This is a genomic window from Pseudomonas sp., from assembly GCF_041601375.1.
In the GTDB taxonomy this organism is placed as follows: domain Bacteria; phylum Pseudomonadota; class Gammaproteobacteria; order Pseudomonadales; family Pseudomonadaceae; genus Aquipseudomonas.
The window spans coordinates 24199-49275 of sequence record NZ_JBFIIG010000010.1 but is presented as its reverse complement, the minus strand read 5'-3'; the positions used below and the strand labels follow the sequence as shown (position 1 = coordinate 49275).

23 protein-coding genes are annotated in these 25077 nt (G+C 63.6%); 14 read left to right on the top strand and 9 right to left on the bottom strand.

All coding sequences use genetic code 11. The annotated features are described in order from the left end of the window. Nucleotides 1-18 precede the first annotated feature (18 nt). A complete protein-coding gene (locus tag ABZE94_RS03030; RefSeq protein WP_372874051.1) occupies nucleotides 19-879 on the bottom strand; it encodes a pirin family protein in 861 nt (286 codons plus the stop codon). Then, nucleotides 876-1277, bottom strand: coding sequence for an OsmC family protein (locus ABZE94_RS03025; RefSeq protein ID WP_372874050.1), 402 nt, complete (start codon nucleotides 1275-1277; stop codon nucleotides 876-878). Before ABZE94_RS03025 ends, ABZE94_RS03030 begins: the two co-directional genes overlap by 4 nt. A 138-nt stretch (nucleotides 1278-1415) precedes the next feature. Here ABZE94_RS03025 and ABZE94_RS03020 point away from each other — a divergent pair, with 138 nt between their 5' ends. Further along, nucleotides 1416-2411, top strand: coding sequence for an amidohydrolase family protein (locus ABZE94_RS03020; RefSeq protein WP_372874054.1), 996 nt, complete (start codon nucleotides 1416-1418; stop codon nucleotides 2409-2411). A 62-nt stretch (nucleotides 2412-2473) separates the two neighbouring features. Further along, complete coding sequence (locus ABZE94_RS03015; RefSeq protein ID WP_372874049.1) at nucleotides 2474-2938, top strand: DUF3859 domain-containing protein; 465 nt, start codon at nucleotides 2474-2476, stop codon at nucleotides 2936-2938. Nucleotides 2939-2953: 15 nt separating this feature from the next. Here the strand turns inward: ABZE94_RS03015 and ABZE94_RS03010 are convergent, their stop codons facing one another. After that, nucleotides 2954-3388 (bottom strand): OsmC family protein, encoded by a 435-nt coding sequence (locus tag ABZE94_RS03010; protein WP_372874048.1) that lies wholly within the window; start codon nucleotides 3386-3388, stop codon nucleotides 2954-2956. Between the two features lie 172 nt (nucleotides 3389-3560). Between ABZE94_RS03010 and ABZE94_RS03005 the strand changes: the two genes are divergently transcribed. The 3 genes from ABZE94_RS03005 (at nucleotide 3561) to mddA (ending at nucleotide 8125) form a co-directional block, all read left to right on the top strand. After that, nucleotides 3561-4280, top strand: a complete 720-nt coding sequence (locus ABZE94_RS03005; RefSeq protein WP_372874047.1) for a response regulator — start codon at nucleotides 3561-3563, stop codon at nucleotides 4278-4280. A gap of 164 nt (nucleotides 4281-4444) precedes the next feature. Continuing rightward, nucleotides 4445-7246 (top strand): PAS domain S-box protein, encoded by a 2802-nt coding sequence (locus ABZE94_RS03000; RefSeq protein ID WP_372874046.1) that lies wholly within the window; start codon nucleotides 4445-4447, stop codon nucleotides 7244-7246. A 117-nt stretch (nucleotides 7247-7363) separates the two neighbouring features. After that, nucleotides 7364-8125 carry a methanethiol S-methyltransferase gene (mddA, locus tag ABZE94_RS02995; protein ID WP_372874045.1) on the top strand — a complete coding sequence of 254 codons (762 nt, stop codon included), beginning with the start codon at nucleotides 7364-7366 and terminating at the stop codon, nucleotides 8123-8125. A 109-nt stretch (nucleotides 8126-8234) separates the two neighbouring features. Here mddA and fabB read toward each other — a convergent pair whose 3' ends face one another. The 5 genes from fabB to ABZE94_RS02970 form a co-directional block, all read right to left on the bottom strand. After that, entirely contained in the window at nucleotides 8235-9455 is a 1221-nt protein-coding gene (gene fabB, locus ABZE94_RS02990; protein ID WP_372874044.1) for a beta-ketoacyl-ACP synthase I, read from the bottom strand. 12 nt (nucleotides 9456-9467) lie between these two features. Beyond that, nucleotides 9468-9983, bottom strand: a complete 516-nt coding sequence (gene fabA / locus ABZE94_RS02985) for a 3-hydroxyacyl-[acyl-carrier-protein] dehydratase FabA (protein WP_090499736.1) — start codon at nucleotides 9981-9983, stop codon at nucleotides 9468-9470. Nucleotides 9984-10190: 207 nt separating this feature from the next. Continuing rightward, complete coding sequence (locus ABZE94_RS02980; RefSeq protein ID WP_372874043.1) at nucleotides 10191-12119, bottom strand: ATP-binding protein; 1929 nt, start codon at nucleotides 12117-12119, stop codon at nucleotides 10191-10193. Beyond that, nucleotides 12116-13012, bottom strand: a complete 897-nt coding sequence (locus tag ABZE94_RS02975; RefSeq protein ID WP_372874042.1) for an ABC transporter substrate-binding protein — start codon at nucleotides 13010-13012, stop codon at nucleotides 12116-12118. Before ABZE94_RS02975 ends, ABZE94_RS02980 begins: the two co-directional genes overlap by 4 nt. A gap of 31 nt (nucleotides 13013-13043) precedes the next feature. Next, nucleotides 13044-15155: a TonB-dependent receptor plug domain-containing protein gene (locus ABZE94_RS02970; protein ID WP_372874041.1), complete on the bottom strand. Its 2112-nt coding sequence runs from the start codon at nucleotides 15153-15155 to the stop codon at nucleotides 13044-13046. A 198-nt stretch (nucleotides 15156-15353) separates the two neighbouring features. Here ABZE94_RS02970 and ABZE94_RS02965 point away from each other — a divergent pair, with 198 nt between their 5' ends. The 9 genes from ABZE94_RS02965 (at nucleotide 15354) to ABZE94_RS02925 (ending at nucleotide 23901) form a co-directional block, all read left to right on the top strand. Continuing rightward, nucleotides 15354-16376 (top strand): NAD(P)H-dependent glycerol-3-phosphate dehydrogenase, encoded by a 1023-nt coding sequence (locus tag ABZE94_RS02965; RefSeq protein WP_372874040.1) that lies wholly within the window; start codon nucleotides 15354-15356, stop codon nucleotides 16374-16376. A gap of 25 nt (nucleotides 16377-16401) precedes the next feature. Continuing rightward, nucleotides 16402-16749, top strand: a complete 348-nt coding sequence (locus tag ABZE94_RS02960; protein ID WP_372874039.1) for a DUF4389 domain-containing protein — start codon at nucleotides 16402-16404, stop codon at nucleotides 16747-16749. Between the two features lie 10 nt (nucleotides 16750-16759). Beyond that, entirely contained in the window at nucleotides 16760-17224 is a 465-nt protein-coding gene (gene sixA, locus ABZE94_RS02955; protein ID WP_372874038.1) for a phosphohistidine phosphatase SixA, read from the top strand. A 115-nt stretch (nucleotides 17225-17339) separates the two neighbouring features. Further along, complete coding sequence (locus tag ABZE94_RS02950) at nucleotides 17340-19007, top strand: AMP-binding protein (protein WP_372874037.1); 1668 nt, start codon at nucleotides 17340-17342, stop codon at nucleotides 19005-19007. A 332-nt stretch (nucleotides 19008-19339) separates the two neighbouring features. Beyond that, on the top strand, nucleotides 19340-20149 hold the full coding sequence (locus ABZE94_RS02945; RefSeq protein ID WP_372874036.1) for an alpha/beta fold hydrolase: 810 nt from the start codon (nucleotides 19340-19342) through the stop codon (nucleotides 20147-20149). Beyond that, nucleotides 20146-21009, top strand: coding sequence for an alpha/beta fold hydrolase (locus ABZE94_RS02940; protein WP_372874035.1), 864 nt, complete (start codon nucleotides 20146-20148; stop codon nucleotides 21007-21009). Before ABZE94_RS02945 ends, ABZE94_RS02940 begins: the two co-directional genes overlap by 4 nt. Nucleotides 21010-21059: 50 nt before the next feature. After that, entirely contained in the window at nucleotides 21060-21722 is a 663-nt protein-coding gene (locus ABZE94_RS02935; RefSeq protein ID WP_372874034.1) for a glutathione S-transferase family protein, read from the top strand. Between the two features lie 8 nt (nucleotides 21723-21730). Then, the gene (locus ABZE94_RS02930; RefSeq protein ID WP_372874033.1) at nucleotides 21731-22534 is read left to right on the top strand and encodes a DUF4892 domain-containing protein; all 804 of its coding nucleotides are present in this window, start codon (nucleotides 21731-21733) and stop codon (nucleotides 22532-22534) included. A 296-nt stretch (nucleotides 22535-22830) separates the two neighbouring features. After that, on the top strand, nucleotides 22831-23901 hold the full coding sequence (locus tag ABZE94_RS02925) for an AI-2E family transporter (RefSeq protein WP_372874032.1): 1071 nt from the start codon (nucleotides 22831-22833) through the stop codon (nucleotides 23899-23901). Nucleotides 23902-24018: 117 nt separating this feature from the next. Here the strand turns inward: ABZE94_RS02925 and ABZE94_RS02920 are convergent, their stop codons facing one another. Continuing rightward, nucleotides 24019-25050, bottom strand: coding sequence for a patatin-like phospholipase family protein (locus ABZE94_RS02920; protein ID WP_372874031.1), 1032 nt, complete (start codon nucleotides 25048-25050; stop codon nucleotides 24019-24021). Nucleotides 25051-25077 lie beyond the last annotated feature (27 nt).

The window sequence follows — 25077 nt, the reverse complement described above, 5'->3', positions numbered from 1 at the left end:
TGCAACAAATCTTCTCCGTCAGCGTGGCAGCTCGATTCGCGCGGTCTCGCCTGGCACCGTTGGCCAGTCCTGCGCGGCCCAGCGTTGACGGGCCTGGTCGATCAGCGCCGGGTCGTTGGCGACGAAGTTCCAGTTGATCCGTCGCGGACCGATCGGTGCGCCGCCAATCAATACCAGGTGGCTCTCGCTGCAGGCGCTGAGGGTGTAGATCTCGCCTTCGGGCAGCACCAGCAGGCCGCGCAGCGGCAGTTGCTGGTCGTCCAGTGTCGCCTCGCCGTCAATCAGGTACAGCGCACGTTCGGCATGCTCGGCGGGAATCTGCAGCGCGGCTCCGGCGGCCAGCTTGAACTCGGCGTAAACAGTGGGGGACAGCACCGGTACCGGCGATTGCAGGCAGAAGCCGCTGCCGGCGATCAGGCAGATTTCCACACCCATGCTGGCACTGCGCGGCAGGCTGGCGGCAGGGTGATGGCTGTAGCTGGGCTCGCCTTGTTCCTCGGCGGCAGGCATGGCCAGCCACACCTGCAGGCCATGCATGCGCGAACCACTCTGTTGCAAAGCCTGTGGGGTGCGCTCGACATGCGCCACGGCTTTTCCAGCGGTCATCCAGCTGACTTCGCCGGGGCTGACCAACTGATCCGAACCGAGGCTGTCCTTGTGCTGCAACTGCCCCTCGAACAGGTAGGTGAGGGTGGACAGGCCGATATGCGGGTGCTGGTTGATATTCATGCCGCTACCGGCCGGGTAGGTGTTTTCCAGAATATGGTCGAAGAACACGAAGGGCCCGACGCTGCGGCATTTGGCCGAGGGCAGGGGGCGCAGAATGGGTTGCCCGGCGATGTCTTCCTGGCGCGGCTGGATCAGCAGAAAGTCGTTCATTGCACCTCCTCGCGCAGCTGGGTGCTGACCTGGACCTCGCTGCTGGTCATCAGCTTGTGGATCGGGCATTTATCGGCAATGCGCAGCAGTTGCTGGCGTTGCGCGTCATCCAGCGCGCCATGCAGGGTCAGCTCGACATCCAGGCGGTAGATGCCCTGGCGCTCCTGGCTGTCGTCGCGGCTGAGCTGTACGTCGAGGCCTTCCAGGGGCAGGCCACGCTGCTTGGCATACAGCGTCAGGGTCAGCGCCTTGCACGCACCCAGTGCGGCGTCGAACAGGTCGTGGGGTTCGGGGGCCGAACCTGCGCCGCCCAGTTCCACCGATACGTCGCTGTGCAGGGTATGTGGACCGATGCTGATGCGCTGCAGCAGGCCGTTCTCGTTGCTGATACGGATCATTTGAACACTCGGGTTGAATGTGGGCACGGCGCTGGAGCCATTGCCAGCATGCTGGTGGATGAACTAGAACTCAGTGTAGTGAGTCTATTGGCTTCACGTCTTGAGCGGGTCTTGGCTTTGAAAGGATTGAGTCTTTGTCTGTTTGCCGTGCTGTGCAGCGGCCTGGTGCAGGCGCGGGACTACCGCTACAGCGATGCGCACCTGCACTATGTCGATTTCTTCCAGGAAAGCGAGGGCATGGAGAAGCTGCTCGCGCGCATGGCCGAGGCCAATGTCGAGGATGTGATGCTCTCGGGGATCCCGGTGGCGAAGAAGTGGGATGAAAACGAACCCAAGCGCCCGCGCTACTACGCCGGCGACGACGCCAATGCCTATTGGTACAGCGCCACCGATGGGCTGATCGCGCATGCCTACAAGCAGCTGCCGGCCGAGCAGCGTCGGCGCTTTCATCCTTTCCTCTCCGGCTTCAACCCCAGCGACATGAACGCCGATGCGCATATTCGTCGCATGCTCGAAATGGATCCGGGCCTGTGGCAGGGCATCGGCGAAATATTCACCCGGCACGACGATCTGACCGCGCTGATCCACGGCGATGCACCGCGGGCCGACAACGAGGCGCTGGCGCGGGTCTACCATCTGGCCGCCGAATACGATTTGCCGGTGATGCTGCATTCCAATATCACCTCCAAGCGCGAGCGTAACCCACTGTATTTACAGGAAATGGAAGCACCGCTGCGCAATCATCCGCATGTGCGCTTTATCTGGGCGCATGCCGGCACCAGCCTGGAAATACATCGGCATCAGGACAAGCTGGATTTCCTCCTGGCGACCCTCGAGCGGATGCTCGAAGCCTACCCGAACCTGTATATCGATCTGTCCTGGAGCATGCTCAGGCCCTATCTGCTGGATGAGCAGGGCAAGCCTGACCCGGCTTGGCTGGAACTGGTCAGGCGCTATCCCGAGCGGTTCATGCTCGGCTCCGACGTGGTGGGTCGCTTCGACAGCATGGGCGAGTACATGCGCGGGTTCGAGCCGTTTCTCGATGCCTTGCCCGCCGAGGTGGCACACAAGGTGGCGCGGGACAACTTCCTCGCCATACTGCCGCGCAAGGTGCGCGGTGAACTCGAGCAGTAGCTTGTCATTCGCCTGTCACACGGGTGTCATAGGCTCGCGCCATCCCAAACAAGGAGCGCGACATGCAATACATTCGTTTCAGTGCACTGGCCGCCTTCATGCTGACGGCCGGACTGGCACAGGCCGAGGTGCGGGTCGAGGGGCCCGTGGAATACGGCATCTTTGCCAGCCAGTACCAGGACTTCAAGCCGGGCGAGCGGGTGTTGACCCGCAGCAATCAGCAGATCGAGCGCAGCGAGGTGATCCCGGCCAAGCTCGGCAGCAAATTCGGCATGCGCTATACCCTGGTCGGTAAAACCGTCGACGGCGCTCCCCTGACCCTGCTCTACCTGACGCCCGGTGTCACCACTCCCGATGGCAAGCGTCACGACAAGTTTGCCGTGGTGCAGGCACTGGTACCCGGGGCGCCCCAGGACGTCATGGCCTTCGAGTTCAGCGAACCCCATGAAATCGTGCCGGGCGAGTGGCATTTCATGGTGTTCCAGGATGATCGCAAACTGGCCGAACAGCGCTTTCTGGTGCGCTGATGGTTGCCCACCAAATCAGACCAGGCTGCTGTGCAGTTGAGTGCCGTTGAGTAGGTTGTCGGCCAGCGGGCAGCGGCGCTCGATTTCGTCGAGCAGCGCCTGCTTTTGTTCGCGGTCGAGGTCGGCGTCGATTTCCACCTTGACCCTCAGTGCCTGGAACCCCGGGCGCACGTCATCGCGCCGGCCGAGCAGGCCGTCGGGGTCGTAGTCGGCCTCGATCTCGAAACGCATGCCGCGCAGTTCGATCTTCTGCTGATGGGCGATGTAGCGGCCCAGGGTTCCGAAGCAGCCGGCGACCGCCGCCAGAACGATATCCAGCGGGGTGGGGCCCAGACCCTGGCCGCCGGCATGCGCGGGCTGGTCCATGACCACGCGATAATCGCCGCATTGCACCTCGATGCTCATGCCGGCCTGCATGTGCCCATGGGCGCTGATGGTTTTGATTGTCATGCCTGTTCCTCATCGTGCTGCGGTTGGCGTTGTCAGCAGCATAGGACGGTCGGCGGCCGAGGCTTTGATCCGGGTCAAGCAAGGCGCAATGCCCGTTCGGCCATTAGCCTGATGCGCCGCGCCTCTGGCTGACTATGCTGTGAAGAGCAGCGGGTCGGCGAGGGTGGCGGGCATGCAGGAGGGCACACAGATCCTGGTGGTGGACGATGATGACGAGGTGCGCCAGTTGCTCGAGGACTACCTCGGCGGGCAGGGGTATCAGGTGCGCACCTGCGCCGATAGTGCGGCCATGCGCCAGCTCCTGCAAAGCGGGATGCCCGACCTGGTGCTGCTGGATGTCGGCCTGCCCGGTGAGGATGGCCTGAGCCTGGCGCGCTTTCTGCGCGAACACCACGACCTGCCGGTGATCATGATTTCCGGGGCCGGCAGTGCGCTCGACCGGATCATCGGCCTGGAGGTTGGCGCCGACGACTACCTGGCCAAGCCCTTCGATCCGCGCGAGCTGCTGGCGCGGGTGAAAACCGTGTTGCGCCGCTATCAGCGTACGGCGGTGAGGGAGGCCGGCGGCGCGAGCGAGGAGGGCATCCGCCTGGGCCGCTATCGTCTCGACCTGCAGCGACGGCAGCTGTACGACGAGCAGGGCCATGAAGTCGAACTGACCGCCATGGAATTCGATCTGTTGCAGGCGTTCGCTCAGCGACCCAATCGCCCGTTGTCGCGTGATCAGTTGCTCAACCTGACGCAGAACCGCGACTGGACCCCTTACGACCGTTCTATCGATATCCGCATCGCCCGTCTGCGCCGCAAGCTGGAGGGCGATCCGGAAAAGCCGCAGATCATTCGCACCCTGCGTGGCGTGGGTTACATGCTGGTAGTCGGCCCGCCGGATTGAGCCGGTCGCGGGTGAAGCTGCGTTAGCTGAGGTAGAGGGGCGTCGGTCGGGATTTTTTCACGGCCATCGGCCTCTGTTTCAATTGTTTCAGCCTGGTTGTCGAGTGTCGTGCCGGCAGCTGCGCTTTCTATACTCAGGGCACAACATCCGTGCGGAGAGGCAGCATGACCCAACCGCTTCCGGCACTGGTGGCCAGTGCCCTGGATCATCCGTTACGGCAGATCGTCGATAACAGCAGTGCGGTGATCTACATCAAGGACCTGCAGGGCCGCTATCGACTGGTCAACCGGGCCTTCGAGCGGTTCTTCCAGTTGCGCGCCGAGCAGGTATTGGGGCGCAGCGATCACGAGCTATTTCCCTCCACCGTTGCCGACGCCCTGCGCAACAACGATCTGTGTGTGACCAGTCTCGGCCATTCCATCGAGTTCGAGGAGCAACTGATCCTGCAGGATCGCTCCTGGGTCTATCTGTCGAACAAGTTCCCCTTGTACGACGAGCAGGAGCGGGTCATCGCCGTATGCGGCATCTCCACCGACATCAGCGAGCGCAAACGCGTCGAGGAGGCGTTGCGGCATGTTGCCCTGGGCGTCAGCGCCGCCACCGGCGAGGCGGTGTTCGAAGCCATCGCGCGCTACATGGCACGCTCGCTACGCGCCGATTTCGCCTTCGTCAGTCGCGTCAACGAAGGCGTGCCGCTGACGTTGACGACCCTGGCGCTGTACTACGCGGGCAAACTGCACGGCAACGTCACCTACGAGCTGCCGGGTACGCCTTGCGCGGCGGTGTTCAACAAGGCCTTCCACTTCGTCGAGAGTGGGCTGCTCGAGCGCTATCCGGACGATGGCATGTTGTCGGCTTTTGGCATCGACAGCTATGCCGGTTATCCGCTGTTCGCCAGCGATGGCACGCCGCTGGGGCTGATCGCCGCGGGCCGTTGCGGGCCCATGCAGGATCGCAGCCGGGTGGAGTCGATCCAGCGCATCTTTTCGGTACGGGCTGCCGCCGAATTGCAGCGTCTGGACGCCGAGGCCAGTTATCGTTCGATCTTCGAGGCGTCCGCGGATGCGATCTCCGTCCATGACCTGAACAGCTTTGCCCTGGTGGACATCAATCCACGGGCCTGCGAGATCTACGGTTACACGCTTGAAGAGATGCTGCGCCTGGACATCGATGTGTTCAGCGCCGGTTATCCCCCCTATACCGGTGCCGATGCCTTGCGCTGGCTGACCCGGGCCCGCGATGAAGGGCCGCAGCGTTTCGAGTGGCTCAGGCGCAACCGCGATGGCAGCCTGCACTGGGACGAGGTGTTCCTCAAGCGCGCGAGCATCGCCGGCATCGACCGGGTTCTCGCCTTTACCCGCGAGATCAGCCAGCGCAAGGAGGCCGAGAACGCCCTGCGTGCCAGCGAGCAGCAGTACCGCACCATCGTCGGTAGCGCACTGGACTGCATCATTGGCATGGATGCCCGGGGGCTTATCACCACTTTCAATCCGGCCGCCGAACAGTGTTTCGGTTATACGGCTGAGCAGGTGCTGGGTCAGTCGCTGGCCGAATTGCTGATTCCCCCGCGCCATCGACATGCCCATCGCCTGGGTTTTCAGCGCTTTCTCGAGAGCGGGCAGGGGGCCTTTCTCGGTCGCCGGGTGGAAGTCTGCGCGCAGCGCGCCGATGGTCAGGAGTTTCCTGCCGAGCTGGCGCTCTCGGTGGTGCAGGGCGCCGAGGGGCCACAGATTATCGGCTTCCTGCGGGATATCACCGAACGCCAGCGGGCCGAGGCCCGGCGCGCAGAGTTGGAACAGCAGTTGCGCCAGGCCCAGCGCATGGAGGCCATAGGTCACCTCACCGGTGGCATCGCGCATGATTTCAACAACCTGCTGACCAGCATGCTCGGTTACACGGTGATGGCCGAGGAGTTGGCCGAAAAGCAGGGCGATGAGCGCTTGGGCCGTTATTTGACCCGCGTGCAACACTCGGCGGAAAAGGCCCGCGATCTGATCCAGCAAATGCTCACCTTCAGCCGCGGCAGTCGGGGTCAGCCGCAGCCGGTGGCGCTGGGCAAATTGATTGGCGAATTCCGTCAATTGCTCCACTCCACCCTGCCAACCAGCGTGGAAATCGAGATGAGCCTGGCCGCGGATCTGCCGCCGGCCCTGGTCGACCCGGTGCAGCTCGAGCAGGTGCTGATGAACCTGTGCATCAATGCCCGTGATGCCATGGGCAGCGTCGGTCGGCTGCACATCGCCTTGCAGCGGATCGTCCAGCCGCCCACTAGCTGCGCCTCCTGCCAGCAGACGTTCACTGGCGACTACCTGATGCTGTCGGTGCAGGACAGCGGCCCCGGTATCAGTGGGCAGGTTCAATTGCACATGTTCGAGCCGTTCTTTACCACCAAGGCGCCCGGCCAGGGCAGCGGCATGGGCTTGTCCATGGTGCATGGCATCGTGCATGAGTATGGCGGGCATATCCTGCTGGACAGCTGCGCGGGTCAGGGCGCCAGTTTCAGGGTGCTGATCCCGCCGCTGGTGCAAAGCGTCACCCAGGCGTCGGCGGGTCATTCGAGCTTGGCCCAGGATGGGCAGCGGGCCCGTCTGCGCGGGCGGGTCGCAGTGGTCGACGACGAGGCTATGGTCGCCGAGTTCATGGCCGAACGCCTGAGCCAATGGGGGCTCGAGGTGAGCCTGTGGGGCGATGCCGAACAGGCCTCGGTGCAGTTGCTCAACGACCCATACGCCTGGGATCTGGTGATTCTCGACCAGTGCATGCCGCGCCTGACGGGGCTGCAATTGGCCCGCCGCCTGTTGGCCGCCCGTGGCGACTGGCCGATTGCCCTCTATACCGGTTTCAGCGAGCAACTCGACGAAGCCGCGGTGTTGGCCCAGGGCATTCGTGCGCTGATGCGCAAGCCCCTGGACCAGGCCCAGTTGCATGCCTGGCTGCGCACGGTGCTGCCCAGTGACAGTGACTGAAACCACGCGCATACACAGGCTAAACATGCCGCCATCGTACAGATACAGAGCCGGCGCAATCTGACCTCGACTGCAAACAGTCTTGCAGCTCCCCCCAATCGAGGCAGGACCATAACCATGAAACGCTTTGCGATCTTTCTCTACGGCGTCGGCAGCTATGTCGTGTTTCTCGCCACTTTCCTTTACGCCATTGCCTTCGTTGGCAATTTTCCGCTGGTGCCGCGGGCCATTGACGGGATCCCCCAAATGGCTTTCGGCAACGCCTTGGCGGTCAATATGCTGCTGTTGGCGGTGTTCGCCATCCAGCACAGCGTGATGGCCCGGCCGTCCTTCAAGGCCTGGTGGACGCGCATCATTCCCCAGGCGGCTGAACGTAGCACCTATGTGCTGCTTTCCAGTCTGGCGCTGATCGCGTTGTTCTACTTCTGGCAACCCATGGGCGGCGTCATCTGGCAGGTGGAGAGTCGCGGTGCCCAGTTGCCGTTGTTGGCGGGCTTCGGCTTCGGCTGGGCGCTGGTGTTGTACAGCACCTTCCTGATCAACCACTTCGACCTGTTCGGCTTGCGTCAGGTCTGGCTGCAACTACTGGGCAAACCCTATACGGCGCTGCCGTTCAATACTCCTTCCGCCTACAAGCTGGTGCGTCACCCGCTCTACCTGGGCTGGTTCTTCGCCTTCTGGTGCACCCCGCAGATGACGGCGGCGCACCTGCTGTTCGCCGTGCTGACCAGCGTCTATATCCTGATCGGCATTTTCCTGGAGGAGCGCGACTTGCTGAAAGCTCACCCGGAATATGCGGCCTATCGTCAGCAGGTGCCTATGTTGCTGCCGCGCCTAAGGAAGGCCAAGCGAGTTGAAGGGGTTGAAGAAGTGGCCTGAAGCCCAGGCAAAACGAAGGGCGCCCAATTGGGCGCCCTTTGTCGTGTGCGGTTGTTTCATAAGGTGCGTCCATGCACCTTGCCCTGCGGGCCTCTGCGTCCGATCCGGTCTACTTGCCGGTCCAGCGCTTGAGCACCAGGGTGGCGTTGGTGCCGCCGAAGCCGAAGCTGTTGCTCATCACTGTGTCGATCTTGGCATTCTCGACGGTGCTGCGCTGGATCGGCAGGTCGGCGATTTCAGGGTCGATTTCGTCGATATTGACCGAGCCGGCAATGAAGTTGCCTTCCATCATCAGCATGCAATAGATCGCTTCCTGCACGCCGGCGGCGCCCAGAGAGTGGCCGGTCAGGCTCTTGGTGGAGCTGATGGCCGGGGCCTTGTCGGCGAACACTTCACGTATTGCGCGGCTTTCCGCGACGTCGCCGACCGGAGTCGAGGTGCCGTGGGTGTTCAGGTAGTCGATCGGGTCTTTTACCGTGGCCATGGCCTGCTGCATGCAACGCACCGCGCCTTCGCCGCTCGGTGCGACCATGTCGTAGCCGTCGGAGGTGGCGCCGTAGCCGACGATTTCCGCGTAGATCTTGGCGCCGCGCTTGAGAGCATGCTCCAGCTCTTCGACCACCACCATGCCGCCGCCACCGGCGATGACGAAGCCGTCACGCTTGGCGTCGTAAGCCCGCGAGGCTTTTTCCGGGGTCTCGTTGTACTGGGTGGAGAGGGCGCCCATGGCATCGAACAGGAAGCTCTGGGTCCAGTGTTCTTCTTCGCCGCCGCCGGCAAACACCATGTCCTGCTTGCCCATCTGGATCTGCTCCATGGCGCTGCCGATGCAATGAGCACTGGTGGCGCAGGCGGAGGAGATCGAGTAGTTGACGCCCTTGATCTTGAACGGAGTCGCCAGGCAGGCCGATACGGTGCTGCCCATGGTGCGCGGCACTCGGTAGGGGCCGACCCGCTTGACGCCCTTCTCGCGCATGATGTCCAGGGCTTCCATCTGGTTGAAGGTCGAAGCACCACCGGAGCCGGCGATCAAGCCGACGCGCGGGTTGGAAACCTCTTCGGCGCTCAGCCCGGAATCCTTGATCGCTTGTTCCATGGACAGGTAGGCGAAGGCCGCCGCATCGCCCATGAAGCGGTAGACCTTGCGGTCGATCAACTCTTCCAGTTTCAGGTCAACGGAGCCGGATACCTGGCTGCGCAGGCCCATCTCGGCGTATTCCGGATTGAAACGGATACCGGGTCGGCCGGCGCGCAGGCTGGCGGAGACGGTTTCTTTATCAGTGCCCAGGCAGGAAACGATGCCCAGACCGGTAATCACGACGCGACGCATGGGAGAAATCCTTTAGAAACTGTCGGTAGAAGTGAACAGGCCGACACGCAAGCCTTCGGCGCTGTAGATCTCGCGGCCATCGACACTCACGCTGCCGTCGGCGATGGCCAGAACCAGCGAGCGGGCGATGGTGCGTTTGATATGAATGTTATAGGTAACTTTCTTGGCCGTCGGCAGGACCTGACCAAAGAACTTCACTTCGCCGGAACCCAGGGCGCGGCCGCGGCCCGGGTTGCCCTGCCAGCCTAGGTGAAAACCAACCAGCTGCCACATGGCGTCGAGGCCGAGGCAGCCTGGCATCACCGGGTCGCCTTCGAAATGACAGCCGAAGAACCACAGGTCCGGGGTGATATCGAGCTCTGCAACGATCTCGCCCTTGCCATACTTGCCGCCAGTATCGCTGATGTGGGTGATGCGGTCGATCATCAGCATGTTCGGGGCGGGCAATTGCGCATTACCTGGGCCGAACAGTTCGCCGCGGCTGCAGCGCAACAGGTCTTCCCGGGTGAAGGCGTTTTGTTTGGTCATGCGAGCTCCTCAATATTTCCCATGCGCCAAGGCTGGGTGAATCGTCCTGGCCGGTCACGCCGCTATTGTGCGTCTACCGATAGCCTAGTCATAGACTGTTGCGTTGTGGTGAAAGTCACAGCGTGCAGAATACAGCGCTACTGCGCCCCGACATCTTGCCACAGAGGGGCGCCTGGGTAAGCCTATGCAGGTCAAGCCTGCAACACTTTAACTGTCTTGGCCACTGGTCGAAGGTCGGGGAGGCAGCCAGCGTAGCAGTATCCGTTGCAGCTCGGCGCGCTTGAAGGGTTTGGCCAGGTAATCATTCATGCCTGCATCCAGGCAGGTCTCGCGATCGCCCTGCAGGGCATTGGCGGTGAGGGCGATGATCGGTATATCGGCCTGGTCGGCGAGGCGGCGAATCTGGCGGGTGGCTTCATAGCCATCCATGATCGGCAGACGGCAATCCATCAGGATGGCGGCAAAGTGCCGGCGCTGGACGCTCTGCACGGCCTGGGCACCATCGCCGACCAGGCAGACCTGATAGCCGAGGCTGCGCAACATGGCCTCAATCACGGTCTGGTTGACTGGATTGTCCTCGACCAGGAGCACATCTTGACCTTGTCCCTGGTGCTCTTGTGCCGGGGCATTGGCGGTGATCTGGCGGAGCTGGCGGGAGAAGGGCAGGGGTATTTCCAGGGTGAAAACCGAGCCGCACTGCTCCTGGCTTTCGCCGCGCAGGGTGCCGCCCATGCGCTCGGCCAGGGTGCGGGCGATCGGCAAACCCAGGCCGGTACCGCCGTAGCGCCGGGAGATCGAGGTGTCGGCCTGCTGGAAGGCGTCGAACATGTGTTCCAGGCGTTCGGCCGAGATGCCTATGCCACTGTCGTGCACCGCACAGGTGAGCCACAGCACCTGGTCATCCAGCGCCTGCCAGCGGATTTGCACGCGGATACTGCCGGCTTCGGTGAACTTCAGTGCATTGCCGATCAGGTTGACCAGGATCTGCCGAATGCGTGTCGGGTCGCCTTGAACTTCAAGCGACTCGAGGCCGCCCTGGGTGTCCAGTTGCAGCTCCAGATCGCGTTGCTGGGCGCTGTGCTGGAACACCTGCACACAGGCCTGCACCAGTTCCAGCAGGTTGAAGGGGATGGATTCCAGTTCCAGTGCCCCGCGCTCAATGCGTGAGAAGTCGAGAATGTCGTTGATGACCTTGAGCAGGTGCTCGGTGGACTCTGCAGCCAGCGCCGCATACTCCGCCTGTTCCTGGGTCATCTGGGTGGTTTCCAGCAGTTGCAGCATGCCCAGTACGCCATTCATCGGGGTGCGCAGTTCGTGGCTCATCATGGCCAGGAAGTCGGATTTGGCGCTGTTGGCCTGTTCCGACTCTTCGCGGGCCTTGATCAGCAGCGCCATGGCCTGCTCCTGCTCGAGGCTGGCGCGCTTCAGGCCGTTGGCCAGGTTGTTGATGTGCCGGGCCAGGGCGCCCAGTTCGCCATCCTCGGGTTCGGGCAGGGCGGTGTGGTAGTCGCCGCCCTGGATCGCCGTGACCGCTTCGCCCATGGCGCTCAGGGGTTGCGACAGGCGGCGGGCCAGGCGGCGGGCGAGGATAAAGGTCAGGATCAGGGCGAGCAGCGCCAGGACCGCGGCTTTGAGGAGGATTTCCTGTTGCCGGGTGTTGAAAGCGTCATTCGACATGCCGACCACGACACGTCCCAGGTCCTGTTCGGCAGCTTGCTCGAGGCCGGCCGTGGGCGTTTGCAGGAAGTCACTGTCCAGGGCTATCCGCTGCAGGCGAATGGGCGCATGGAAGATTTCCACCTGCGCGTTGCCGTGGTTATTGCTGTTGGGCTGTTCGACATACACCAGGATGTTGTCGGCGTGGTCACGCACTTCGAGAAAGCGCACGTGTGGAGTCTTCAGCGTGGCCTGCAGCAGGGTGTCGAGTACCTCCAGATTGCCGGAAATAACCCCGTATTCGGTCGCCGGGGCCAGCTGGCTGGCGATCAGTTGGCCGGTGTGGTCGAGTTCTTGGCGCAGATCCTGTAGGCGTACGAAGGTGAAGAAACCAGTCAACAGCAGGGTCATCAACAGCGCCGGACCGACACTGATCAATTGCGTGCGGGTATGGATGTCCCAGCCACGGCCCAGCTTCATAGGTTTTCTCCTTCAGCCACTTGCTGCGCCAGGCTGGCGTCATCGGCCAGTTCTATGGCCAGTGCGCGGGCCACCTGACGGTTGCCGAGTACTTTGAAATAGGCGGGGTAAGCGCTGCGCGGCCAGCTCGAAGGTGGCTGGTCGAGCAGTCGGTCGAGGCTGTTCAGCCAGTCTTGCTGGTCGCTGTAGACGCTGGCCAGGCTGCCGGCGCGCACGAAGCTGGCGCTGGGGCCGATCATGGCGCGCTGTTGGGCATAGCTGGTGAGCAGCAGGTTTTTCGCGGTGCGTGGATTGAACAGATCGTCATCGTTGACCCCGAACAACAGGTCACTGCTTTGCAGCAGGGTCAGCAGGGGCCGGTTGTCACGGCTGTCCGGCCAGGCTTGGCCGACGATCTCCAGCCCCAGGGGCGTGGCGGCGTGGCGCAGTTCGTCGAGCAGAAACTGGCTGTGCTCGTCGTAAAGCACGCCGATCCGTTGCGCCTGGGGCACGAGCAGGCGTATCAGGCGCAGTTGGCGGGCGGGCGCCGGATCGCTCCAGAGCAGGCTGAGATGAGCCGGGCGGCGATTGTCGAGGCGTTCCCGGGCGTGCACCCGGCTGATTCGCAGCATCAGGGTCGGTGGACCTGCGGACGTGTCCAGGCGCCAGTCGAGGGCGTGCAGGTCGAGGAGGATCAGCCGGGTATCGGCGGGGATGCGCTCGGGGCTCGGCAGTTGCGCCAGCGGAAGGAAGCGCACCCGATCCTGCGGTCGCAATTCGGCCAGCGCGGCGCTGAATGCGCGTATGGCCGGGTTGTCTTCGGCGCCGCTGAGGATGATCTCGGCGGCGAGCAACGGGGCGCTGCACAGCAGGCAACAGAGCAGGAGCCAGTGCCGCATCCATGAAGATCGCATGGGGCTCATCCGTGAGGGGGGGGAAGGCATCCTAGAATTCTAGCTCCGCGCTGAAATACAGCAGGTGTCGTTCGTCGTGGTTGTTTTCTTGCCAGGTCAGTGGCTCATCGTCGAGGCGCTGCTGCATGACCCCGGCCAGTTCCAGGGCCGCGCCGCCAATGGCGATGCGTTTGGCCACACGCAGATCCAATCGTTCGAAACGGTACTGATTGAGTTGGTCGGCGCCGTAATAGAACAGGGCGCTCGACCAGCCCCGACCCCAGTCGCGCAGCCAGCCGGCGGACCCGCTGTTGCGCGCGGTGAGACGCCGATCGAGGCGGCTGCTGGCGCTGACGTCGACGTAGGCGTAGCTCAGGCGCAGGCGGTCGGCATGGCTGAGTTGCCAGTCGATCTGGGTCTCGGCACCGCTGAAGCGCATGCTGTTGGCGTTGCTCGGGAAAAATCGGTCGTTGCGCAGCGGCTCGCTGATCATGCCGTGGATTTCGTCGTAGAACAGCTTGATATCCAGGGCGATGCCGGCATCGGCGAACGAGCCGTTGTAGCCCAGTTCGCGCGAACGCATGATTTCCTGATCGAGATTGCCGGGGCCGCGGGAGCGGGCGAAGTAGGTCGCGCTGCTCTGGCCGAAGGCCTGTGGCTGCAGCTTGCGCACGCGGTAGCGCCAGTCGACGTTGTTCTCGTACATGTCCGGCGAGCGCACGGCTTCGGAGTAGACCGCGCGCAAGCCGTGGCGTGGCGTGATCAGGTAGTTGACGGCGATGCGCGGGGTCAGCGAGCTGCCGGAAAGCCGGTCGTCTTCCAGCATGGCGCCGCCCTGTACCAGCCAGTGGGCACCGAGTTGCCACTCCAGGTGGCCGAACAGGCGCCAGATGTGGTTGCTCAAAGCGCCGTTGAAGTAGGTCTCGGAGTCCGCATGATCGTAGCGATAACCCAGGCCACTGAGCAGGCGCAGGTCGTCGGACAGGCTCAGGGTGTCTTGCACTTCGAAATCGTAGCGGGTCTCGCGCATGCTCTGGTTGACCTCGCCGCAGACGGGGGCCGCGGCACCGCCGAGCAATTGTGCGCGTACGGCAGTGGCCAGGGCCTGTTCCTGGGCCGTACCGGGCGGTACCGCGCCGAGCGGGTTCTTGCCGAACTTGACCGTGTAGAACGGGTTGAGATCCCACAGCTCGCCCAGTTCCGGGCTGAAGGCGACTTCCGCCTCGCAGGCGCGCCAGACCTGTTTGCGTTCCCAGTGCTGGGCCGAACTCTGCAGGTAGAGGCTGTGCTCGGGGCTGAAGTCGAGGGTCCAGCGCAGCGAGCCGGCATAGTCGCGGGCAGTGACGTCCGAGCCATTGTCGCCAGGCGCGATGTCGCCGAACACCGGGGTGTAGCCATAGGGGCGCTGGTTGCTGCCTTCCTTGGCCGCCAGTTGCCAATCGAGGCTGTGGCGGCTGTCGAATTGCTGGCTGGCGGACAGGTTGAAGCGGTTGAGCCGACGGCTGTCGCGGTAATCGCGGCCGAACTGGTCGTGATCGAAGCCGCTGTCCTGCAGGCCCGAGAGTGATAGGCGCAGTGCGCCGTCCTGCCAGGCACTGCCGTGGCTGGCGTACCAGTCATGGATGCCGCGCTGACCCTGGGTGGTTTTCAGGCGGGTGCCGCGGCTGTCGAGGGGAGTGCGGGTGAGGATATTGATTACCCCCATCAAGGCGTTGGCCCCGTAACTGACGGTGTTCGGGCCACGAAACACTTCGATCCGCTCGATGTCTTCGATCGCCACGGGAATATCCGTCCAGTCCACGCTGGCCAGGCCGGGACGATAGACCGAACGGCCATCGATCAGCACCTGCAGGCGCCTGGCCTCGGTGACGTTACTGCCGTGGTAGTTGGCGGTGGCCTGGTTGCCGTGGCGGTAGCCGACCATCATGCCGGGCACCAGGCGCAGCAGTTCCGGGATGTCACGGGCGCCGCTGGCTTTGATCAGGGTGCTGTCGAGTACCGTGACGCTGCCGGGAACTGCCGCTGGCGACTGCTTCAAACGCGTAGCGGTCAGTACTTCCGGCATGGCATAGGCGTTGTCGAACAGATCATCGCCCAGCACTGCGCCAGTGGCCAACAGCGCCAGCAACGACAGGGGGAGTGAGGCACGGATGTTGATAGCCACGCAACGGCCTTGTTCGTGGTGGGGGTGGCGGCATCTTAACCGAGCCACACCGCTTTTTCAGTCGGCGTGCGCACGCTTGAGCGTATTTCTGCCAGTGCGCGGGAGGCTTGAGAGCCAGCTAAAAGCTGGTCGCTGTCCCCTTGGCCCGTATAATGCTGTCCAGATTGCCATTGCGCATGGCCCAAAACGGATACCTTTATGACTGAACAGCAACCTATAGCCGTGCTTGGCGGCGGCAGTTTCGGTACCGCAATTGCCAACCTGCTGGCAGAGAATGGTCAGCATGTGTTGCATTGGATGCGCGACCCGGACCAGGTCGAGGCGATCCTCGCGACTCGCGAAAACCCGCGCTATCTCAAAGGGGTGAAGATTCACCCCGGTGTCGAGCCGCTCACCGATCTGCCCGCGACCCTGAGTGCCTGCCTGCTGGTATTTGTCGCCTTGCCTTCCAGCGCCCTGCGTCAGGCGCTGCAGCCGGTGGCCGAGCAGCTCGCCGGCAAGTTGCTGGTCAGCACCACCAAGGGTATCGAGGCGCATGGTTTCAAACTGATGAGTCAGGTTCTCGAAGAGGTCGTCCCGCAGGCACGTATCGGCGTACTGTCCGGGCCGAACCTGGCCCGGGAGGTCGCCGAGCACGCGCTGACTGCCTCGGTGATCGCCAGCGAGGATGAAGAACTGTGCCTGCGAGTCCAGGAGGCGCTGCACGGTCGTACCTTCCGCGTCTATGCCAGTGGCGATCGCTTCGGCGTGGAGCTGGGCGGCGCGCTGAAGAATGTCTACGCGATCATGGCCGGGATGGCCTCGGCCATGGGCATGGGCGAGAACACCCGGAGCATGCTGATCACCCGGGCATTGGCGGAGATGACCCGCTTTGCCGTGCAACTGGGGGCCAACCCCATGACCTTCCTCGGCCTGGCCGGGGTCGGCGATCTGATCGTCACCTGTTCGTCAGCGAAAAGCCGTAATTATCAGGTCGGCTTCGCCCTGGGCGAGGGTTTGAGCCTCGAGGATGCGGTGGAGCGTCTGGGCGAGGTGGCGGAAGGGGTCAACACCATCAAGGTGCTCAAGGCCAAGGCCGAGGAATTGCAGATCTACATGCCGCTGGTCGCGGGTTTGCATGCCATTCTGTTCGAGGGTCGCACGCTGAATCAGGTGATCGAAGCACTGATGCTGGCCGAACCCAAGACCGACGTCGATTTCATTCCCACCACGGGTTTCTGACCCGCTAGTTCACAAGGAGATTTTCATGAGCGAAGAGCCTAAAGAGTTGGAGCGCGAATCCATTCTGCTGCGGATTCTCTGGATGGTGGTGTTCGTCATCGTCTGGCAACTGGCCGAGCTGGTGCTCGGTGGCGTGGTCTTGCTGCAGTTGGGCTACCGGCTGTTTTATGGTGCGCCCAGTGCCAGCCTGCTCGGATTTGGTGACAGCCTGAGCCAGTACCTGGCACAGATTGGCCGCTTCGGCACCTTCAACACCGAAGAAAAGCCCTGGCCGTTCGCCGACTGGCCGACCCCGCAAGCCGCGCAGGGTCAGGCGCCGCATAGCGTGCCGCCCGCACCACACCCGGTGCGTGACGAAGAGCCGAAGCTGTGAGTACCAGCCCATGAGGTTGTGGTTACTGCGCCATGGCGAGGCCGAAGCACAGGCGCGCAGCGATGCCGAGCGCGCCTTGACGGCGCGTGGTTGCCAGGAGGTGCGCCAGGCGGCGGTGCAGCTGGAGGGGCGTGCGCTCGGTGCGATCCTGGCCAGCCCCTATGTGCGTGCGCAACAAACTGCCGCACTGGTTCGCGAAGCCCTGGGCTTCGCCGGCGGTATCCATACAGTGCCCTGGCTGACGCCGGACAGCGACCCGCGCGAAGTCCTCCGCCAGCTCGATCGCTACGGCGATGGCGAGTTGCTGCTGGTGACCCACCAGCCACTGGTCGGGGCCTTGGCCGGCTTGTTGATCCATGGTCACCGCCAGCAGGCAGTGCCGATGCACACCGCCAGTCTGGCCGAACTGGAAGGCGATGTGCTGGCCGCCGGTCTGATGGATTTGCTGGCCCTGGTGCACCCGCAGCACGGCTGAAAGCGGGCTACACAGCGAAACATTTCTTCACTTGCCGCTCGCCTTTGTGCGTGGATATAGTCCAGCCAAGCAATTGCTTGGTTGGCTCCACAAAAACAACAAAGGAGGAAGCCCCGTGGCCGATGCTATCCGTTTGCCGTTGCAGGTGTTTTACCAGCGTGAGGCTCGACACCCGAATAAACGCTATATGGTGCAGCCGTTGCCGGGGGGGCAGCTGCAGGAGTTGAGTTGGGCCGATGTCGGCGAGCAGGCACGCCGTGGCGCCAACTGGCTGCGTAGCCGGGAGCTGCCGCAAGGCAGCCGCATCGCGATCATTTCCAAGAACTGTGCGCACTGGATCATCGCCGACCTGGCGATCTGGATGGCCGGGCACGTCTCGGTGCCGCTGTACCCGAACCTGACCGCCGAGTCGGTGCGCCAGGTTCTGCAACATTCCGAGGCGGCGTTGGTGTTCATCGGCAAGCTGGACGACTGGCCGGGCATGGCGGCGGGGGTGCCTGCCGACCTGCCGACCATCGGCTTGCCGCTGCGCCCGTCAGGGCCGTTCAGCTACCTGTGGGACGATCTGCAAGCCTGTACGCCGATTCAGGACGACCCTGCTCCTTCGGCCAATCAACTGGCCACCATCATCTATACCTCCGGCACCACCGGCACGCCGAAAGGGGTGATGCACAACTTCAGCAACCTGGGCTTTGCCGCCAGCCATGCCACCGAGCTGTTCGGTGTCGGTGAAGACGATCGAGTGCTGTCCTACCTGCCGTTGTGTCATGTGGCTGAGCGCATGTTCGTCGAGTTGGCGTCGATCTACTCTGGGCAGACAGTCTTCTTCGCCGAGAGCCTGGAGACCTTCCTCGACGATCTCAAGCGCGCCCGGCCGACGGTGATCTTCGGCGTGCCGCGGATCTGGACCAAGTTCCAGATGGGGGTATACGGCAAGATGTCGGCCGCAAGGCTTGACCTCCTGCTCAAGCTGCCGCTGATCGGGCGCCTGGTCGGCAACAAGGTGCTCGCCGGTCTGGGCCTGGACGCGGTGCGTTATGCCCTGTCCGGCGCCGCGCCTGTGCCTGAGACCTTGCTCAACTGGTACAAGCGCCTGGGGTTGGAAGTACTCGAGGTCTATGGCATGACCGAGAACTGCGGCTACTCGCATGTCGGCCGGCCGGGCCAGTTCAAGCAGGGCTGGATCGGCCAGAACAGCCCCGGCGTGGAGGTGCGCATCGCCGAGGATGGCGAGGTGCAGGTGCGCAGTGGTGCGACCATGCAGGGTTATTACAAGGATCCGCAGAAAACTGCGGAAACCATTACCGCCGATGGCTTCCTGCGCACCGGCGACAAGGGTGAGCAGGATAGCGAGGGCAACCTGCGCCTGACCGGGCGGATCAAGGAAATCTTCAAGACCAGCAAGGGCAAATATGTCGCCCCGGCGCCGATCGAAAACCGTCTGGCCGTGCATTCGCGCATCGAGCAGGTGTGCGTGATCGGCGATGGCATGGCCCAGCCGCTGGCGCTGTGCGTGCTCTCCGAAGTCGGCCGCCAGGAGATCGCCAATGGCAGCCGCGGCGCCCTGGAAGACAGCCTCAAGAGCCTGCTCGAACAGGTCAACCTGGCGCTCGACAAGCACGAGCGTCTGCAGCGTCTGGTATTGGTCAAGGACGTCTGGGCGGTGGACAACGGCTTCCTCACGCCGACCCTGAAGATCAAGCGCGCCGTGGTCGAAGGCACCTACGGGCCGCACTTCGCCGGCTGGGTCGAGCGCCGCGAAACGGTGCTGTGGCACGAGTGACGGGTTGCGAGCGCCTCGCCTCGAAACTGGGCTGCGTTGCGCCGATGGTGGGTTACGGCGCAACGGATCTTGCTGGTACATCATTATCGGCAGCGTGCGCCTAACCCACGAAAAGCCGTTTTAACCGCAGGTCGATCTGTGACGCGACACTAGCCGCTTCCCTTAAACCGCAAAAAAAGGATTTCCCATGAGCCTGTGGCGGCAAACTCCGGGTGCTGGCGTGCCTCCCCTTGGGTTTGGCCATAGTGCCGTCATTCATTGGCCGTTTCGTCATTGCCGTGTCGGCGAGGCTGCCGGACAATCCTCTGATCATTTCGCCTAAGCCTGCCGCCATGACTCAGCCCGTGTTCTTCGCCCATGCCAATGGTTTTCCCTCTGCCACCTACGGCAAGCTGTTCGCCGCCCTGGCTCCGGATTACCAGGTGCTGCATCTGCCGCAACACGGCCACGACCCGCGCTTCCCGGTGAATGACAACTGGAGCAACCTGGTCGACGAGCTGCTGCATCACCTCGAAGAGCGCGGCGAGCCGGTGTGGGGCGTCGGCCACTCGCTCGGCGGGGTGCTGCATTACCACGCGGCCTTGCTCAGGCCTGAGCTGTATCTGGGGGTGGTGATGCTCGATTCGCCGGTGCTGACCCTGGCCGACCGCGTCGTCATTCGCGCGGCCAAACGCTTCGGCTTTATCGACCGCATCACCCCGGCGGGACGCACTCTGGGACGGCGCGAAGAGTTCGCCGATTTGATCGAGGCGCGCAGCTACTTCGCCGCCAAGAGCCTGTTTCGCCGTTTCGATCCGGAATGCCTGGATGCCTATCTGCAGCATGGCCTGCATGGCAATGGGCAGAGCCTGCGCCTGCGTTTCGACCCGGCCACGGAGATCAGTATCTATCGCAGCGTGCCGCACACCACACCGGGACGCCCGCAGCAGCTGCAAGTGCCGCTGGCGATGATTCGCGGGCGGCACAGCCGGGTGGTGCTGCCGCATCACGCGCGCCTGATTCGGCGAATGGCCAGGGGCGAATACCTGACCCTGCCGGGCGGACACATGTTCCCCCTGGAGCGGCCGCAGGACACGGCCGAGCTGTTGCGCTCACTGTTCAGGCGCTGGTCCGGTCAACCCCCCGTCGAGGAACTCGCATGAATCTGCCGTTTGAGGAAGTACGTCTGAGCCTGCCGCATATCGAGCTGGCGGCCCATCTGTATGGCCCGGCGGATGGCCAGCCGGTGATCGCCTTGCACGGCTGGCTGGACAATGCCGCGAGTTTCGCCCGGCTGGCGCCCAAGTTGCCGGGGCTGCGCATCGTCGCCCTGGATTTCGCCGGTCATGGCCATTCCGATCACCGCCCCCTGGGCGCCAGCTATGCGATCTGGGATTACGTGCATGACGTCCTGCAAGTGGCCGACCAGTTCGGTTGGCAGCGGTTTTCCCTGCTCGGTCATTCCATGGGCGCCATCGTCTCGGTCCTGCTGGCCGGTGCATTGCCCGAGCGCGTCGAACGCCTGGCGCTGATCGACGGTTTGATCCCGTACACCGGCGAGGCCGACACGGCGCCGCAGAAGCTGGCCGAGGCGCTCAAGGCGCAGATGGCCCTGGCCGGCAAGCGCAAGCCGGTATACGCCGAGTTCGAGCGGGCGGTCCAGGCGCGCATGCGCGGAACCGCCGCGGTCAGCCGCGACGCCGCCGAGTTGCTGGCCCAACGAGGGCTGATGCCGGTACCGGGGGGCTACACCTGGCGCACCGACAGCCGCCTGACCCTGCCGTCGCCGCTGCGCCTGACCCAGGCCCATGCCATGGCCTTCGTCCGATCCCTGCAATGCCCGGTCAGCCTGTTGCTGGCCGAGCAGGGCATCCTCCTGGCGCAGCCGCGCTTCGCCGAGCTGTTGAGCGGGTTGCCGATCGACCTGACCCATCTGCCCGGCGGGCATCATCTGCATCTGGATGACGAGGCGGGCGCGCAACTCGTAGCAGACTGTTTCAATCCTTTCTTACGCTCGTCTTGACTTGCCAAAGGCAACTGGGGAAGGTGTGGCCGATTGCAATGGAGAATCGCATGATCGACCTTTACACCGCCGCGACCCCCAATGGGCACAAGGTGTCCATCGCGCTCGAGGAGTTGCAGTTGCCCTACAGCCTGCATGCGCTGAGTTTCGAGCGCAAAGAGCAGAAGACCCCGGCATTTATCAAGATCAATCCCAATGGCCGGATTCCGGCCATCGTCGACCGCGATAACGACGACTTCGCCGTGTTCGAGTCCGGCGCCATCCTGATCTACCTCGCCGAATTGACCGGGCAACTGCTGCCGCAGGACCTCAAGGGCCGCTCGCTGGTATTGCAGTGGCTGATGTTCCAAATGGGCGGTGTCGGCCCGATGCAGGGCCAGGCCAATGTGTTCTTCCGCTACTTCCCGGAGAAGCTGCAAGGCCCGATCGACCGTTACCAGCACGAAACCCGGCGCCTCTACGAGGTGCTGGATCGACGCCTGGACGAGGCCGAATACCTGGCCGGCGCCTACAGCATCGCCGATATCGCCACTTACCCCTGGGTGCGCAGTCATGACTGGTCGGGCGTCTCGATCGAAGGCCTGGAGCACTTGCAACGTTGGCTCTCTGCACTCGAGAGCCGTCCGGCGGTGCAGCGCGGCATCGTCTTGCCGCGCCGCGAAGTACTTGATGACACGGCGGTAAAAACCGCCCAGTCGATGCTGATTCAATGAGGGCTCACATGCGTTGGTTCAGTCTGTTGGCTGGGGTGTTGGCAAGCGCTGCGGTGTCGGCCGCGGATGTCGCCGGCAGTCGCGATCTCGAGGTGCTGCCGCGGTTTCCCGGTAGCCAGATCGTCGCTTTCAGCGAAACCGCCGAGCAGGAGCGGATCTACCCGCAGGGTGCGATTCGGCGTATCAGCGGCCGTCTGCGCTACGAGCGCGAAGTAGCGGTGCAGGGGCAACTGACCTCGCTGACATACGAGTTGCCGCCCACCCATGCCGCCGATGAGGTATTTACCGCGGCCCGCGAAGCGTTGCAGGCGCAGGATGCCGAGCTGCTCTACTGGTGCCAGGGCCGTGAGTGCGGCTCGAGCAGCCTGTGGGCCAATGCGGTATTCGGCAATCGCATCTTGTATGGCTCCGATGACCAGCAGGCCTATGTACTGATGCGCTTGGCCGAGCCGCGCCAGGACAGCTTGCTGGCGCTCTACAGCATCACCCGCGGTAATAAGCGTGCCTATCTGCATGTCGAACGGCTGGCCGCCAATGCACCCCTGCCCGAGATGCTGCCAACACCGGCCACCTTGTTGCGCCAGTTGCGAGACGATGGCGATTTGCGCCTGCCGCAGCAGACCGAGCCCAGCGAAGCCTGGGTGACATTGCTGGCGCGAAGCCTCAACCTCGACAGCACCTTGCGTGTCAGCCTGGCCGGCGTCCAGGCCGAAGCCTGGCGCCAGGCGCTGGTCGAGCAGCGGGTCAGGGCCGCTCGGCTGGAGTTGGGCGATGCCGCCGTTGAGGGGTTGCGTATCAACGTGCTGCGCTGAGCCCGCCGCGAGGGCGCACGTTGCCCGTGCTCCAGCCCCGTAAGGGCTGCTGACTGAGAGCGTGTGAAAAGGCTCTCGCCTACTGCGATCGCCCCCTGGCGTGCGCTGCTGGCGTTGCGTCATGCGAAAAACAGGGTCATTTAGCTCACAAAGCTCCCCCATTTTTCGCGTAACGCGCCTTGCCGCAAACACCAGGAGACGCTCTCGCTACGGCGCTCGATATCTTCACAAGCGCTGAGCCCTGCACCCGAGGTGCAGGGCTCAGCGTCGTTTCTCACTATTGCGGAGTTGCAAGCATGCTCAATAACGATCGCTTGCTGGTGCAGATTTTGCTCCTCGGGCTACTCGGCGCGAGCCTGTGGGTGCTCGCGCCGTTCGGCTCGGCGCTGTTCTGGGCGGCAGTCCTGTCCTTTGCCAGCTGGCCGCTGATGCGCGGGCTGACCCGCTTGCTCAATGGCCGGCAAACCGCTGCGGCCGGGCTCTTGACCCTGGGCTGGATTGGCCTGGTGGCGGTGCCCCTGGTGCTGCTGGGCTTCAACCTGGCCGAGCACATCGGCGATGCCATGGCGTTATTCAAGGGTTACCAGGTCACCGGCCTGCCGCCAGCACCGGACTGGCTGGATGATATTCCGCTGGTAGGCGAGAGCCTGCTGGGGCTCTGGCAGACCATCGACCAGCAGGGCGCGGCGTTTTTCGGCACCCTCAAGCCCTATCTCGGTCAGGTCGGCAATTGGTTGCTGGCGCGTAGTGCACAAATTGGCGGCGGCGTGCTGGAATTGACCCTGAGCCTGGTGCTGGTGTTCTTTTTCTACCGTGACGGCGCGCGTCTGGCGTTGTTCGCCCACAGCCTGCTCGAGCGCCTGATCGGCGAACGCGCCGAGCACTACCTGGAACTGGTTGCCGGCACCGTGCAGCGAGTGGTCAACGGCGTGATCGGCACGGCGGCGGCGCAGGCGCTGTTGGCACTGATCGGCTTTTATATCGCCGGTGTACCGGGTGCGCTGATTCTCGGCATCCTCACCTTCGTGCTCAGTCTTATCCCCATGGGGCCGCCCCTGGTCTGGGTCCCCGCCACGGTCTGGCTCTTCACCCAGGGCGACTATGGCTTTGCCGTCTTCCTCGGAGTCTGGGGCATGTTCGTCATCAGCGGCGTGGACAACATCCTCAAGCCCTACCTGATCAGCCGCGGCGGCAACCTGCCCTTGGTGGTGGTGTTGCTCGGAGTGTTCGGCGGCATCCTGGCCTTCGGCTTCATGGGCCTGTTTCTCGGTCCGACCCTGCTCGCCCTGGCCTACAGCCTGCTTAGCGATTGGGTGGCGGACAAGGCTCCGCCCCCCGACACCTCGTCATCCGCTCAAGCGGGCTAGCCGCCTGTCCGGATACTCGGATTTTGTTGCTTGGGCCGGGCCGCGCAGGCCGGGCCGCGCAGGCCCAGCCTGCAGTTGACGTTGATGGCTGTTCGCGGACAGGCTCCGAGGCGGCTGCTAGTTCTCCTTTTCGTACCTCTCCAGGGTGTCGCGGGCGATCTGCCGGCCGAGCATGATCAGTTCCGGGGCCTTGTAGAACTCGAAGAAGCGACAGGCGCGCCTGGGTACGTTGATCAGGATGTCCGGCGGGTAGCCGGCGATCTTGTACTGTGCCAGTGAGGTCTGCATGACCTCGAAACTCTGGTTGATCAGCTCCAGCAGGGAGGCCGGCCCGCTCAGGTCGGCGACCCGCGAGCCGCTGGCGGACTTGGTGGCGCCTGCGCTGCGTCCATCGGGGTGCGTGGGCGTGGCGGGTCGTTGCAGCCAGGGATTTGACGGCTCCTGCGCAGCTGCTTCTCCCTCGTCCTGCAGCAGCAACTCGTCGTCTTCGCCCTGCTTGCGGCGGAACGAGGGCAGCCGCGAGCCTAGCGAGTTCATCACCAGGTCGAAACGGCTTTTCAGTGCCGGCGGCCGTTCGATCACCGGTAACTGGTAATGCTGCTGGTTGGTCGAGTTGAGGTTGACCGCGATGATCAGGTCGCAGTGGCTGGACACCACCGGCACTATCGGTAGCGGGTTGATCAGGCCGCCGTCGACCAGCATGCGCTTGCCCTGGATCACCGGGGTAAACAGGCTGGGAATCGCCGCCGAGGCACGCATAGCCTGGTGCAGGCAGCCTTCCTGGAACCAGATTTCCTGCTGGTTGGTGAGGTCGGTGGCGACCGCGGTGAAGGGAATCGACAGGTCCTCGATATTGACCTCGCCGACGATCTCGCGGATTTTGCCGAACACCTTCTCGCCGCGGATGGCGCCCAGGCGGAAGCTCACATCGAGCAAGCGCAGCACGTCCAGGTAATCCAGGCTCTGGGTCCAGTTGCAGTATTCCTTGAGCTTGCCGGCGGCGTAGATGCCGCCGATCACCGCGCCCATGGAGCAGCCGGCGATGCAGGCAATGTCATAGCCGCGCGCTTCCAGCTCCTGGATCACGCCGATATGCGCATAGCCGCGCGCGCCGCCGGAGCCCAGGACCAAGGCTACTCGCTGAGTCATCTTTCAACCTCCGTAAGGCATTGTTTT